Below are 13,279 nucleotides of genomic sequence, written 5' to 3' on the forward strand. Positions count from 1 at the left end.
CGCATCAAGGCGCCCGTCCTCCGCTGGGAAGGTTCGGCCCCGCTCACGGATGCGTCAACGCAACTGCCCGGACCTTGGGACTAAAGTCTGATGGGCTTCGGCCTTAGGTATGGGTTCGCGCGACCCGCGCGCCCTAGGCCAGCTGTTCGGCGTGCCAGCGCATGTGATCGCCCATAAAGGTCTGCACGAAGAAATAGCTGTGGTCATAGCCCTGTTGCATGCGGAAGGTGCCGGGCTGGCGGCGTTCGGTCATCGCATGGGCCAGCGCCTCGGGCTTGAGCAGGTGCAGGAACTGGTCGGCCGACCCCTGATCGATCAGAATTTCGCGCGGATAGCCGCGTTCGCGCATCAAAAGCGTCGCGTCATGCCCGGCCCAGGCGGCGCGATCCTCGCCCAGATAGGCCGAAAGCTGTTTGCGGCCCCAGTCGGATTCGGTCGGATTGGCGATCGGCGCAAAGGCCGAAACCGAGCGATAGACATGCGGCATGGTCAGCGCGATGGTCAGCGCGCCGTGCCCGCCCATGGAATGGCCGGTGATGCCCTGTGCATCGCGATCCAGCGCGAAATTGCCAAAGACCAGCTCGGGCAGTTCATGGGTGATGTAATGCCACATCCTGAAATGCGGCGCCCAGGGCGCCTGGGTCGCATCGACGTAAAAGCCCGCGCCCTGGCCCAGATCATAGGCCTCGTCATCGGCGACGCCTTCGCCGCGGGGGCTGGTATCGGGAAAGATCACCGCCATCCCGTATTCCGAGGCCCATTCCTGCGCCCCGGCCTTGGTCATGGCGTTTTCATGCGTGCAGGTCAGCCCCGACAGATACCACAGCACCGGCACCCGGCCATGTTCGGCCGCCGGCGGCATATAGATGGCAAAGGTCATCGGGGTGCCGGTGGCTTGCGACTGATGGCGATAGACGCCCTGCACGCCGCCAAAGCTGCGGTTTTCGGACACGGTTTCATAGGCCAGGGTCATGGCTGATTCCCTTTTGTCAGATCGTGGAACATGACCAGAGCGTCGACATAGCCATGCTGGGGGTGAAGAAACGCGCCGGGCAGCCGGCCGACAATGTCGAACCCGGCCTTTTGCCACGAATGGACGGCATCGGCATTGGTCGAGACGACGAAATTGAACTGCATCGCGCGAAAGCCCTGATCCCGCGCCCAATCCTTGGCATGGGCGACCAGCGCGCGGGCAATGCCCTTGCCGCGCGCATCCGGGTGGGTGGCAAAGCTTGCATTGGCGACATGCGCCGCCGGGCCGGGCCGGTTGCGGCCAACATGGCTGATGCCCAGCACGCGGCCATCGAGTTCCGCCACAAAGGCGGTAAAGGGCGCGGCGAACCAGTCCGCCAGCGCCGCGTCGCGCGAAATATCGGGCGGGATGCAATAGGTTTCGCCCGCGCGATAGACCGGCTCAAGGATCGTCCAGATCGCCGCGTGGTCGGTGGACGTGGCGGGACGGATCACGATTTCTGTCGTCCCGCCGGTGCTCATTTCAATTCGTCCACGGAACGGATCACCTTGCCCAGAAGGCCGTAATCCAGCGCCTGTTGCGTGTTCAGCCAGAAATCGCGATGGGTGTCGGCCTCGATCCGTTCGATGCTCTGGCCGGTGGCCTCGGCAAAGATCTGGTTCAGCCGGTCGCGCATCTGGCGCACCTGTTCGGCCTGGATCATCATGTCCGAGGACGTGCCGCCGATCCCGCCCGAGGGCTGGTGGATCAGAAAGCGGGTATTGGGCAGGCAGTAGCGGTTTTCCTTGTCCGCACCGACAAAGATCAGCGCGCCCGCCGATGCGACCCAGCCCGAGCCGATGGTGCGCACGGTCGGGCGGATGAACTTGATCACGTCATGGATCATGTCGCCCGATTCCACATGCCCCCCGGGCGAGGAAATCAGCATGTTGATCGGATCGTCGCTGTCCTCGGCCAGGGCAAGAAGATGGGCGACGGTGCGCTGCGCCAGCCTGTCGTTGATCGGGCCGGCGACAATTACCGTGCGGGATTTGAAATACAGCTTGCCGATCTTGTCCCCTTCGGGAAGGCCCAGCCCTTCGTCCTTGGGCGAATCCGGACGCCGGGGCTCGTCGTCATCGTCGTCATCATCGTCGTCCAGGTGAAAATGCTTAGCCATTCATCGGTCCTTTCAGGTTGACGGCGGAAACGGTCGCCCGCCTCCGCCGTCCTTTTAACTAAGCAGGCCTTTACGATCAGTAAAGGACGACCGAGCGAATGGATTCGCCCGAATGCATCAGATCAAAGCCCTTGTTGATATCGTCCAGCGTCAAAAGGTGGGTGATCATCGGGTCGATCTCGATTTTGCCGTCCATGTACCAGTCGACGATCTTGGGCACGTCGGTGCGGCCGCGCGCGCCGCCAAAGGCCGATCCCTTCCAGACCCGGCCGGTAACCAGCTGGAACGGACGCGTGCTGATTTCCGCCCCCGCCGGCGCCACGCCGATGACGATCGACTGGCCCCAGCCGCGATGGGTGCATTCCAGCGCCTGCCGCATGACATTGACGTTGCCGGTGCAGTCAAAGCTGTAATCGGCGCCGCCGATCTGGTCGAAGGGCGTCTTGGTCAGGTTGATGATTTCCTGAACCACGTTTTCGGTGTTCTTGGGGTTGATGAAATGGGTCATACCGAAATGTTCGGCCATCGGCTTCTTGTCGTCGTTCAGATCGACGCCGATGATCATGTCGGCCCCGGCCAGACGCAGGCCCTGGAGCACGTTCAGCCCGATGCCGCCCAGACCGAAGACCACGGCTTTCGCGCCGATTTCCACCTTGGCGGTATTGATGACCGCGCCGATACCGGTGGTCACGCCGCACCCGATATAGCAGATCTTGTCAAAGGGCGCGTCCTCGCGGACCTTGGCCACGGCAATTTCCGGCAGAACCGTATAGTTCGAAAAGGTCGAGCAGCCCATGTAGTGGTGGATCGGCGTGCCGTCGAGCATGCTGAAACGGCTGGTCCCGTCCGGCATCAGCCCCTGTCCCTGGGTGTTACGGATGGCGGTGCAGAGGTTCGTCTTGCCCGACAGGCAAGACGCGCATTGACGGCATTCGGGGGTGTAAAGCGGGATCACATGATCGCCCACCTTGACCGAGGTGACGCCGGGGCCGACCTCGACCACCACGCCCGCGCCCTCATGGCCCAGGATGGCGGGAAACAACCCCTCGGGGTCGGCGCCCGAACGGGTAAAGTCGTCGGTGTGGCAGATGCCGGTGGCCTTGATCTCGACCATCACCTCGCCGGCCTTGGGGCCCTCCAGGTTGACCTCCATGACCTCCAGCGGTTTTCCGGCTTCCATAGCGACGGCGGCGCGGGTTCTCATGATGTGCTCTCCTTGGCATTGGGCCGTTCGGCCGGGTCTTTTGATCGGGTCTTTTGATACGGCGCAGGGGCCGGATAACCGGCCCCCTCAGCTGATCCATGTCATGGCCGGCAGGTCAAGCCGGCAATGCGCCAGTTCGCTTGGCGATATGCGTCGCAATGGCATCCATCAACGGCGGCGACAACGCGTCATAAGGCTGCAATCCAAGCTCGCGCAGGCGGGCGCGGATGCCGTCCATACGGCTGGGATCGACGCCCGATTCGATGACCGAGCTGACAAAGGCGGCGAATTCCGGCGCCGACCAGCCGTCATCGCCCGAAAGCTCGGTATGGACGAAATCGAGGCCATAGAAAGGATGGTCCTTGTTTTCGATGCGGCCATACATGTGCACGCCGCATTCCTTGCAGCGATGGCGCTGAATCGGCGCGTCCTTGTTGACGATTTCAAGCTTTTCGGCGCCTTGCAGCACCTCGACCGCGTCACGGCCGACGACGGCGACCTGGCTGAAGATGGCGCCTGCGGGCTTCCAGCATTTGGTGCAGCCGCAGACATGGTTATGCGCGGTCTGGGCCTTGACCGCCACGCGCACCGGGTTGCTGCTGCAATGATATTGCAGCGTCCCGCCGGAAAAACCGGCTTTGCCCGGCCTGACCCCGTCATCGACTGCGGGATGAATTTTCACCCCGGATGTATTTGCCATGATCCTCCCCTCCCCAAAAGAGCGATTGCGGCAAGGTTCGCGCCGCGCGTGGCGGCGGACAAGTGGGCAAAAGGTTGTAACCGCCGGCCGCGTCAGGTTTCGGGACGGGTGATCAGCCAGGCCCCGACGATGGCGCAGGTCAGCGCCTGAAAGATGATGATGCGCGGATCCAGACCCAGCCACAGCGTCCAGCCGACCCCCGTCGCCATCGCAGCGATAGCCCAGATCTTGGCCGTGCGCCCGATCACGCCGCGCTTGCGCCATGCGCGGATCGGCGGGCCGAAACGCGGATCGCGCATGATGCGCGCCGCCAGCCGCGGGGAAGATCGCGCAAAGGAAAAGACCGCGACCAGCAGAAAGGGGACGGTGGGCACGACCGGCAAAAACAACCCGATCGCACCCAGAATCGCCGCGACCCAGCCAAGGATCAACCACAATAACCGCATTTCAATCCGCCAAGTTTCAGGTCGCCAATTCGCGCAGGATCGCATTCAACACCGGCCGCCCCTGTTCGGTTGCGATCAGCCGCCCGTTTTCCCGGCGAACCAGACCCAGCGCGGTCAGATCCGCCACCCCACGCTGCGGCAATTCCGCGCCATGGGCAAGATAGCGCGCGATCTCCATCCCCTCGGTCAGGCGCATCGACATCAGCAGGTATTCCATCGCCCGATCCGACAGCGTCAGCGCCTCGCGCAGGCTGTCGCCGGTGCCGCGCGTCTCGACCGCCGTCAGCCATGCCCCGGGCGCCAGATGCGCCTCGGTCGCCCAGCGGCCCGAAGACAGGCTAAGGCGGCCATGCGCACCGGGGCCGACCGCCGCCCAATCGCCCTGTCGCCAATAGACCAGATTATGCCGGCTTTCGGCGCCGGGGCGGGCGTGGTTTGAAATCTCATAGGTGGGCATCCCCGCCGCCGCACAGATCTCTTGCGTGTCGAGATACATATCGGCCGACAGATCGTCATCGGGCAGGCCCCTGAGGCCGCCTTTGGCATGGCGCGCGCCAAAGGCGGTGCCCGGCTCAATGGTCAGCTGATAGGCGGACAGGTGGTCGACGGCCATGGCCAGCGCCTCGGTCAACTCGCGCCGCCAATGTGCGCGGTCCTGATCCTGCCGGGCATAGATCAGGTCGAAACTGACCCGCGCGAAACAGTCGCGGGCGATGTCAAAGGCCGCGCGCCCCTCGGCCACGGAATGCATGCGGCCCAGCCGGCGCAGATCGTCATCGTTCAGCGCCTGCATCCCCATCGAGACGCGGTTCACACCCGCCTCGGCATAGGCGCGGAAACGCCCCGTCTCGATGCTGGTCGGATTGGCCTCAAGCGTGATTTCGATGTCATTGGCAAAGGGCCATGCCGCGCGCGCCGCCTCGATCACGCCGGCGACGGTTTCGGGCGCCATCAGGCTGGGCGTGCCGCCGCCGAAAAAGATGCTGTTGAGCACCCTGCCCGGCAATTCCGCTCCCAGACGCGCGATCTCAGTGCGATAGGCAGCCAGCCAGCGCGGCTGGTCGATTGCCGCCGCAACATGGCTGTTGAAATCGCAATAGGGGCATTTCGCGGCGCAGAACGGCCAATGGACGTAAAGCGCAAATCCCCCTGCCCGCCAGTCATCGGTCAGGGCGGCGGTGGTGGCGGGCTGGTCGGGCATCATTCCCTGAACGCGGTGACTTCGATCTCGACCTTCATTTCGGGTCGGATCAGGCCGGCGACAACCATGGTCGCGGCCGGTAACGCATCTTTCATCGCCGCGCTCAGAACCGGGGCGATTTCATCGACCAGCGCGGCATCGGTGACGGTGTATTGCACCCGCACGATATCGGCGGGCGCGAAACCCGCCTTGGCCAGCGTGGCAAAGATGGTGGCGAATGCATTGCGGGCCTGATCGGCGGCGCTTTCGGGCATCACCATGGCCGCATAGTCATAGCCCGTGGTGCCCGACACGAAACACCACGGCCCCTTGACCACCGCCCGGCTGTAACCCAGCGCCGATTCAAACGGCGACCCGGACGAGATCCTATGCAAAAACCGACTCCAGCTTGTGGAACGCGCGGGCGCGGTGGCTGATGCGGTTCTTTTCCGCCGGGTCCATCTGGGCATAGGTCAGGTCATGGCCGTCGGGGATGAAAATCGGGTCATAGCCATGCCCCAATTCCCCGCGCGGCGGCCAGACCAGATGGCCGGGCGCGACGCCCTCAAAGATTTCCTCATGCCCGTCGGGCCACATCAGGATCAGCGTGGCGCGGAACTGGGCGGTGCGGGGTTCGGGCGCGCCGCGCGCATCAAGCTCGGCCCAGGTGCGGTTCATGGCCTGCATGAAATCGCGGCCATTGGGCGTTTCCGCCCAATCGGCGGTATAGACGCCCGGCGCCCCGTCCAGCCCGTCCACGGTGATGCCGCTGTCATCGGCCAGCACCGGCAGGCCGGTCGCCAGCATCGCGGCACGGGCCTTGATGCGGGCATTGCCGATAAAGCTGTCTTCGGTCTCGACCGGCTCGGGCAGGTTCATTTCGCCCGCGGATGTCACCTCGATCCCATAGGGCGCCATCATGGCGCGGATCTCGTCGAGCTTGCCCTTGTTATGGGTCGCGACCAACAGACGCTTTTCGGTGAGTTTCCTCATACAAGGGCCTCTTTCTGGGCGCGGACCAGTTCGGCGATGCCGCCTTCGGCCAGATCCATGAGCTGGTTCATCTCGGGGCGCGAAAAGGTCGCGCCCTCGGCCGACATCTGCACCTCGATCAGGCGGCCACTGCCGGTCATGATGAAATTGCCGTCGGTCCCGGCCTCGCTGTCCTCGGCATAGTCCAGATCCAGCACCGGCTGGCCGGCATAGACGCCACAGGATACGGCGGCGACGTGATCCATGATCGGATCGGTCGTGATGATCCCGGCCTTCAGAAGCTTGTTCACCGCCAGCCGCAGCGCGACCCAGCCGCCGGTGATCGAGGCGCAGCGCGTGCCGCCATCGGCCTGAATGACGTCGCAATCGACGACGATCTGACGTTCGCCAAGGGCGCGGCGGTCAACGCCCGCCCGCAGCGCGCGGCCGATCAGGCGCTGAATTTCCTGGGTGCGGCCCGATTGCTTGCCGGCCGCCGCCTCGCGCCGGTTGCGGGTATTGGTCGCGCGGGGCAGCATGCCATATTCCGCCGTCACCCAGCCCTGTCCCGAGCCTTTCAGGAATGGCGGGGCCTTGTCCTCGATGCTAGCCGAGCACAGCACGCGGGTGTCGCCACAGGCGATCAGGCACGAGCCCTCGGCATGGCGCATCACGCCCGTTTCGATTGAAATCGGGCGCATATCACTTAAATTCCGGCCAGAGGGGCGCATCATTCATTCCTTTCCGGGGTTTTGTTGTCCAGATACAGGTGCAGGACCCCATTTCGCAACCCGAGAGTGCCGCGAGCGTCACCCATGACCGAGAACGCCCTGCTTTCCGACCTGAACGACCGCTCGCGCGAGGTTTTCCGCCGTGTGGTCGAGGCCTATCTGACCACGGGTGAGCCGGTCGGCTCGCGCACCCTGACGCGCGACATGTCCCAAAAGGTCAGCGCCGCCACCATCCGCAACGTGATGCAGGATCTTGAGCATCTGGGCCTGCTGGATCATCCGCATGTCTCGGCCGGGCGGATGCCAACGCAGCTGGGGCTGCGGCTTTTTGTCGACGGGCTGATGGAGGCGGGCCCGGTTTCGGCCACCGACCGCGAAATGATCGACGAGACGCTGGGCCATGACAGCCACGATACCGGGGCGATGATGGGCCGGGTCAGCATGGCGCTTTCGGCGCTGACGCATGGCGCGTCGCTGGTCCTGATGCCCAAGCAAGAGGCGCCCCTGCGCCATATCGAATTTGTCGGTCTGGCCCCCGACCGGGCGCTGGTCGTGCTGGTCTTTGCCGATGGCCGGGTCGAGAACCGGGTCTTTACCCCGCCCCCCGGCCACACCGCCAGCTCGATGCGCGAGGCCGCGAATTTTCTGAACGCCATGGCCGAGGGGCGCACGCTGGCCGATCTGCGCGGGCGCATCGACCACGAGGTCCAGACCGCCCGCCGTCAGCTGGACGATGTCGCCGCCGCCCTGATCGCCGCCGGTCTTGCCATGTGGGACGGCGATGCCAATGACCGGCTGATCGTGCGGGGCCGCGCCAATCTGCTGGCCGACGAGCTGGCCGATCTGGACCGTATCCGCACGCTCTTTGACGATCTGGAACGCAAGCGCGACATCGCCGAATTCCTGGAACTGGCCGAGCAAGGCGAAGGCGTGCGGATTTTCATAGGATCCGAGAACAAGCTTTTTTCACTTTCCGGTTCCTCTCTGGTGGTTTCACCCTATATGAATGCCGACCGAAAGATTGTAGGCGCGGTTGGCGTCATTGGTCCGACGCGGCTCAATTACGGGCGCATCGTGCCGATTGTCGACTATACCGCGCAGCTTGTCGGCCGGATCATTTCTGGCCGGAAAGGATGAGGATGATGACGAAGGATAACCCAAACGGCAGCTCCATGGACCAAGACGCTTTCATTGACCCGCTTGCCGAGGATGTGCCCTCGCCCGAAGTCGAGGCCCTTGTGGCCGAACGCGACGATTATCGCGACCGTTTCATGCGCGCGCTGGCCGATGCCGAAAACGCCCGCAAACGCGCCGACAAAGAGCGCCGCGATGCCGAGCAATATGGTGGCTCGCGGCTCGCGCGCGATCTGTTGCCGGTCTATGACGCGCTAAGCCGCGCCGTGGCCACCGTGACCGACGAACAGCGCGCCGCGACCTCGGCCCTGATCGAGGGGGTCGAACTGACGCTGCGCGAGTTGAAGAACGTCTTTGCCAAGCATGGCATCACCGTCATCACCCCCGCCATTGGCGAGAAATTCGATCCCCAGCTGCATGAGGCCATGTTCGAGGCCCCGGTGCCGGGCACCATCGCCGGCAATATCATTCAGGTCATGGATAACGGCTTTATGCTGCATGACCGGCTGCTGCGTCCCGCCAAGGTCGGCGTCAGCTCGACCCCGGCCAGCTGAGACCGGGATTTTCCGGCCAAGGCATGAAAAAACCCCGGCCTGCCCGGGGTTTTTTATTGGCGTGTTGATGGCCTGTTGGATCAAACGGTTGTGGTGGAGCAATTATTATCCACCAAATCTTGTGATCAGCGATCCACCGCCAGGATCTGGCACAGCTGATCCAACTGTTCCAGATCGCGATAGGAAATCACCAGCTGGCCGCCATCCTTGCCCGAGTGATTGATCGCCACCTTCATCTTGAGATGCGCGGCTAGGTCGCTTTCAAGGGCGCGGGTATCGGCATCCTTTTCCGGCCGGCGGCTGGTCTGTTTGGCTTGCCTGGCCTCGGCCTGCCGGCGCACCAATTCCTCGGTTTCGCGGACGGACAGGTTCTTTTCGATCACCTTGCGCGCCAGCTCAACCGCATTCGGGGCCGTGATCAGCGCCCGCGCATGGCCGGCGGTCAGCTTGCCCTCTTTCAACCAGATCTGAACCTGATCGGGCAGGTTCAGCAGGCGCAACAGGTTCGCGATATGGCTGCGGCTTTTGTTCAGCGCGTCCGCCAGTCGTTCTTGCGTGTGGCCGAAACGATCCATCAACTGCCGATATGAGGCTGCCTCCTCGATCGCGTTCAGATCGGCGCGCTGGATATTCTCGACAATCGCGACTTCCAGAACCTCGGTATCGCTCAGTTCGCGAACGATCACCGGCACTTCGTGCAGTTGCGCGATCTGTGCGGCACGCCAACGCCGTTCGCCCGCGACAATCTGATAAAGTCCCTTGTCACTGGGATGGGGGCGCACGATCAGCGGCTGCAACATGCCGCGACTGCGCAGCGAATCCGCCAGTTCCTGCAAGGCTTCAGGGGCAAAACTGCGCCGCGGCTGATCGGGATTGGGCGTCATCTGCTCGACAGGCAGAACCTGTCGCGGCGCCGGGCGTTCCGAAGGGATAAGATCGACATCCGCCATCAGGGCCGACAAGCCCCGCCCAAGCCCGCGCTTTTCCAGTTTGTTCTCTGACATTGATGCTCTCCTCAGGCGGGCGCCATTTGACGTGACAGAAATTCCTCGGCCAGATCGCGATAGGCCGCACTGCCCTTGGACAGCGGATCATATTGCAGGACCGGCATCGCATGCGACGGCGCTTCGGACAGGCGGACGTTGCGGGGGATCACCGTACGGTAAACCAGCCCGGCTAGGGTGCTGCGGGCATCTGCCTCGACCTGCTGGGACAGGTTGTTGCGGTTGTCCGACATGGTCAGCAGCACTCCGTCAATGCGCAGGTCGGGATTTGCGGTCTGGCGCACCTCGCGCACAGTCATCAAAAGCTGCGACAGGCCTTCCAGCGCATAGAATTCCGCCTGAAGCGGCACCAGAACGCTGTCCGATGCGACCATCGCATTGATGGTCAAAAGCCCCAATGCCGGCGGACAGTCGATCAGAATATAGTCGAAACCCTTTTCCGCTGTAAGCTTGCGGCGCAGCAACTGCGTCCGCCCGGCCCGGGACGACAACTGGAAATCCGCCGAGGACAGATCGCTGTTGGAAGGCACGATCCAGAGATTGTCGATAGCCGTCTTTTGCAGCGTTTCCGCCAACCCCTGCTCACCGGCCAAAAGGTCATAAGAGGTCAAATTGCGTTCTTCGGGCGGCACACCTAGCCCGGTTGAGGCATTCCCCTGTGGATCCAGATCGATGATCGCAACGCGACGACCACTTTCGGCCAGTGCCGCACCAAGATTGATCGCGGTCGTCGTTTTTCCGACCCCCCCCTTCTGGTTTGCGACTGCAATAACGCGTGTCTCAGACATGACGGATCCCCGTGATTTCCAGAATGGCGGCATCAGGGTCGGTGGTGCTTGGATGTGTCCGAAGGTCGAAAACCCAATCGCGGCGCGCTTCCGCGACCTCGTTTTGCCAGTTTCGGCCCTTCATCAGCCAAGCCTTTCCAGCATGATCCAGATGCTGCACAACATATGCCATGAGCTGCGGAAGCGGGGCAAGCGCTCGCGCGCTAACATTGGCGGCATTCAGCCCAGAAATCTGTTCGATGCGTCCGGTGACGACATTTGCATTGCCAAGCGAGAGCTCACGTATCACGGAACGCAGAAAACTGGCCTTGCGCTGATCGCTTTCAACCATGGTCACGGCCAGATCGGGGCGTAAAATCGCCACAACCACGCCCGGTAACCCGCCCCCACTCCCCAGATCGACCCATGTATCATTTGCGAAACGAGAAACCTCCACCAAAGCGCGACTATCGGCGATGTGGCGAAGTTCCAATTGATCAAGTGTCTTTGGTGAAACCAGATTGATCGCGGGATTCCATTTTCTCAGAAGCGCCGCATAAGCCGCCAGCGCCTCTGTTTCACGTGAAACATCAATCATGCGCTGGCACGCTTTCCAGCCCGAATCACCGCAAGCAGAAGGGTTAGCGCCGCAGGGGTCATCCCCTCGATCGTGGCGGCGGCGGCAATGTTCGCGGGTCGAAGGTGTTCAAGTTTCGATTTCAACTCGTTCGAAAGGCCGGAAAGGCTTTGATAGTCGAAATTGGCCGGAATCGCGACAGCCTCTTCCTTACGCAGAAGCTCGGCATCGCGGCTTTGCCGATCTGTATATTGTTGATAGAGCGCATCTATACTCAACTGGTTGATGACCTGATCATCAAAACCAGCAAGCTCTGAATCCAAAGACAGGATCTTGTCCCTGTTCCCATCGGCCTGGGCCAACAACGCGAACAGGCTGCGCCGGGCTCCATCCTGCCGGACTTCGATCCCGACCTTGCCCAGGTCATTTGGCGTGAATGTGACCGATTCTGCGCGATCCCTTGCCGCCCGGTACCTAGTCATCTTTGCCGCAAACATATCCTTGCGCTCTGTGCCGACGCAGCCCAGCTCAATACCAAGCGGCGTCAAGCGCTGATCCGCATTATCGGCACGCAGTGAGAGCCTGAATTCCGCTCGCGAGGTGAACATTCGATAGGGCTCACTGACGCCCCGCGTCACCAGATCGTCGATCATCACGCCGATATAGCTTTGCGACCGACTGAAATGCGTTGCCGGACGACCCTGCGCCCTTAGCGCGGCATTCATGCCAGCAACCAACCCCTGCGCCGCGGCCTCTTCATAGCCGGTGGTGCCGTTGATCTGACCAGCCAGAAACAGCCCGGAAAGACTTTTCACCTCGAGCGATGGTGTCAAAGCGCGCGGATCGACATAGTCATATTCGACCGCATAGCCCGGCTGCTGGATAATCGCCTCTTCCAGGCCGCGGATGGAGCGAACATAGGCCAGCTGGACATCCTCGGGCAGTGAGGTGGAAATACCATTCGGATAGATCAGATCGCTTTCCAACCCCTCAGGCTCAAGAAAGATCTGATGTTGTTCCTTATCGGCAAAGCGAACGATCTTATCCTCGATCGAGGGGCAGTAGCGCGGCCCTACTCCATCGATATGGCCGCCGTACATCGCCGAACGGGATAGATTATCCCTGATAATTCCATGCGTTGTCTGGTTGGTATAGGCGATAGCGCAGCTGATCTGCCGCGCTTGCGGTGCGGTGTTCAAATAGGAAAACATCACCGGATCCTCGTCGCCCGGTTGCTTTTCCAGACTATCCCAGTCGATGCTTGAACGCAGGATTCTTGGGGGCGTTCCGGTCTTCAGACGCCCCAAAGGCAGATTCAAAGGCCGCAGAGACTCGGCCAGGCTAACCGAGGCGGCGGCGCCCCAACGCCCGGCTCGACGACTGACATCGCCAATATGGATGACACCATTGAGAAAGGTGCCGGTGGTCAGAACGACCTGAGTCCCGGACAATTCATTCCCGTCGGCAAGTCTGATTCCATGAACCCGGCCGCCATCGTGCAGAACCGCAGCGACCTCGCCAAGAACAACCTCCAGCCCGTGCTGCGCATCAACCACCTGCTGCGCGGCACCTCGATAAAGCGCGCGATCCGCCTGGGCACGGGGGCCTTGTACGGCTGGTCCTTTGCGGCGGTTCAGCAAGCGAAATTGGATCCCAGCCTCATCCGCCAGCCGCCCCATGACACCGTCCAAGGCATCGATTTCACGAACCAGATGCCCCTTTCCCAGCCCGCCAATTGCCGGGTTGCAGGACATGGTTCCCAAATCGTCACGGCTCAGCGTGACCAGCGCGGTGTTGGCCCCCATGCGCGCGGATACCATCGCGGCCTCAACGCCCGCATGCCCGCCGCCAACAACAATCACATCGTAATGTTTCACG

The 13,279-nt window shown here is 62.4% G+C and carries 16 protein-coding genes; 2 read left to right on the forward strand and 14 right to left on the reverse strand.

What is annotated here, in order from left to right; genetic code table 11:
- Positions 1-133: 133 nt before the first annotated feature.
- The 10 genes from fghA to rph all read right to left on the reverse strand — a co-directional run bounded on the left by fghA (position 134) and on the right by rph (position 7,365).
- Positions 134-973: an S-formylglutathione hydrolase gene (fghA, locus tag ACFOMH_RS04895; RefSeq protein WP_377743000.1), complete on the reverse strand. Its 840-nt coding sequence runs from the start codon at positions 971-973 to the stop codon at positions 134-136.
- Positions 970-1,494: a GNAT family N-acetyltransferase gene (locus ACFOMH_RS04900; protein ID WP_377743002.1), complete on the reverse strand. Its 525-nt coding sequence runs from the start codon at positions 1,492-1,494 to the stop codon at positions 970-972. Before ACFOMH_RS04900 ends, fghA begins: the two co-directional genes overlap by 4 nt.
- The gene (locus ACFOMH_RS04905; RefSeq protein WP_377743004.1) at positions 1,491-2,132 is read right to left on the reverse strand and encodes an ATP-dependent Clp protease proteolytic subunit; all 642 of its coding nucleotides are present in this window, start codon (positions 2,130-2,132) and stop codon (positions 1,491-1,493) included. The genes ACFOMH_RS04900 and ACFOMH_RS04905 overlap by 4 nt, the downstream gene beginning before the upstream one ends.
- 76 nt (positions 2,133-2,208) lie before the next feature.
- Entirely contained in the window at positions 2,209-3,336 is a 1,128-nt protein-coding gene (locus tag ACFOMH_RS04910) for an S-(hydroxymethyl)glutathione dehydrogenase/class III alcohol dehydrogenase (RefSeq protein ID WP_374425766.1), read from the reverse strand.
- 115 nt (positions 3,337-3,451) lie between these two features.
- Complete coding sequence (gene gfa / locus ACFOMH_RS04915) at positions 3,452-4,036, reverse strand: S-(hydroxymethyl)glutathione synthase (RefSeq protein WP_377743005.1); 585 nt, start codon at positions 4,034-4,036, stop codon at positions 3,452-3,454.
- A 92-nt stretch (positions 4,037-4,128) separates the two neighbouring features.
- Entirely contained in the window at positions 4,129-4,482 is a 354-nt protein-coding gene (locus ACFOMH_RS04920; RefSeq protein WP_374425764.1) for a YbaN family protein, read from the reverse strand.
- 16 nt (positions 4,483-4,498) lie between these two features.
- Positions 4,499-5,683, reverse strand: coding sequence for a radical SAM family heme chaperone HemW (gene hemW, locus ACFOMH_RS04925; protein ID WP_377743421.1), 1,185 nt, complete (start codon positions 5,681-5,683; stop codon positions 4,499-4,501).
- Entirely contained in the window at positions 5,683-6,057 is a 375-nt protein-coding gene (locus ACFOMH_RS04930; protein ID WP_377743007.1) for a RidA family protein, read from the reverse strand. Before ACFOMH_RS04930 ends, hemW begins: the two co-directional genes overlap by 1 nt.
- Positions 6,050-6,655: an RdgB/HAM1 family non-canonical purine NTP pyrophosphatase gene (gene rdgB / locus ACFOMH_RS04935; RefSeq protein ID WP_377743008.1), complete on the reverse strand. Its 606-nt coding sequence runs from the start codon at positions 6,653-6,655 to the stop codon at positions 6,050-6,052. The genes ACFOMH_RS04930 and rdgB overlap by 8 nt, the downstream gene beginning before the upstream one ends.
- Positions 6,652-7,365 (reverse strand): ribonuclease PH, encoded by a 714-nt coding sequence (rph, locus tag ACFOMH_RS04940; protein WP_377743423.1) that lies wholly within the window; start codon positions 7,363-7,365, stop codon positions 6,652-6,654. Before rph ends, rdgB begins: the two co-directional genes overlap by 4 nt.
- Positions 7,366-7,449: 84 nt before the next feature.
- Here rph and hrcA point away from each other — a divergent pair, with 84 nt between their 5' ends.
- Entirely contained in the window at positions 7,450-8,502 is a 1,053-nt protein-coding gene (gene hrcA / locus ACFOMH_RS04945) for a heat-inducible transcriptional repressor HrcA (protein WP_374425760.1), read from the forward strand.
- A gap of 35 nt (positions 8,503-8,537) precedes the next feature.
- Positions 8,538-9,053: a nucleotide exchange factor GrpE gene (locus tag ACFOMH_RS04950; protein WP_377743011.1), complete on the forward strand. Its 516-nt coding sequence runs from the start codon at positions 8,538-8,540 to the stop codon at positions 9,051-9,053.
- Positions 9,054-9,178: 125 nt separating this feature from the next.
- Here ACFOMH_RS04950 and ACFOMH_RS04955 read toward each other — a convergent pair whose 3' ends face one another.
- Genes ACFOMH_RS04955 through mnmG form a run of 4 tightly spaced genes read right to left on the reverse strand, consistent with a single transcriptional unit; the run spans position 9,179 to position 13,278 of the window.
- Positions 9,179-10,057, reverse strand: coding sequence for a ParB/RepB/Spo0J family partition protein (locus ACFOMH_RS04955; RefSeq protein WP_374425758.1), 879 nt, complete (start codon positions 10,055-10,057; stop codon positions 9,179-9,181).
- An 11-nt stretch (positions 10,058-10,068) separates the two neighbouring features.
- On the reverse strand, positions 10,069-10,845 hold the full coding sequence (locus tag ACFOMH_RS04960) for a ParA family protein (RefSeq protein ID WP_374425757.1): 777 nt from the start codon (positions 10,843-10,845) through the stop codon (positions 10,069-10,071).
- Positions 10,838-11,422: a 16S rRNA (guanine(527)-N(7))-methyltransferase RsmG gene (gene rsmG / locus ACFOMH_RS04965; RefSeq protein ID WP_377743014.1), complete on the reverse strand. Its 585-nt coding sequence runs from the start codon at positions 11,420-11,422 to the stop codon at positions 10,838-10,840. Before rsmG ends, ACFOMH_RS04960 begins: the two co-directional genes overlap by 8 nt.
- Entirely contained in the window at positions 11,419-13,278 is a 1,860-nt protein-coding gene (mnmG, locus tag ACFOMH_RS04970; RefSeq protein WP_377743015.1) for a tRNA uridine-5-carboxymethylaminomethyl(34) synthesis enzyme MnmG, read from the reverse strand. The genes rsmG and mnmG overlap by 4 nt, the downstream gene beginning before the upstream one ends.
- Between the last annotated feature and the right edge of the window lies 1 nt (position 13,279).

Source organism: Paracoccus mangrovi, from assembly GCF_042648425.1.
GTDB lineage: Bacteria > Pseudomonadota > Alphaproteobacteria > Rhodobacterales > Rhodobacteraceae > Paracoccus > Paracoccus mangrovi.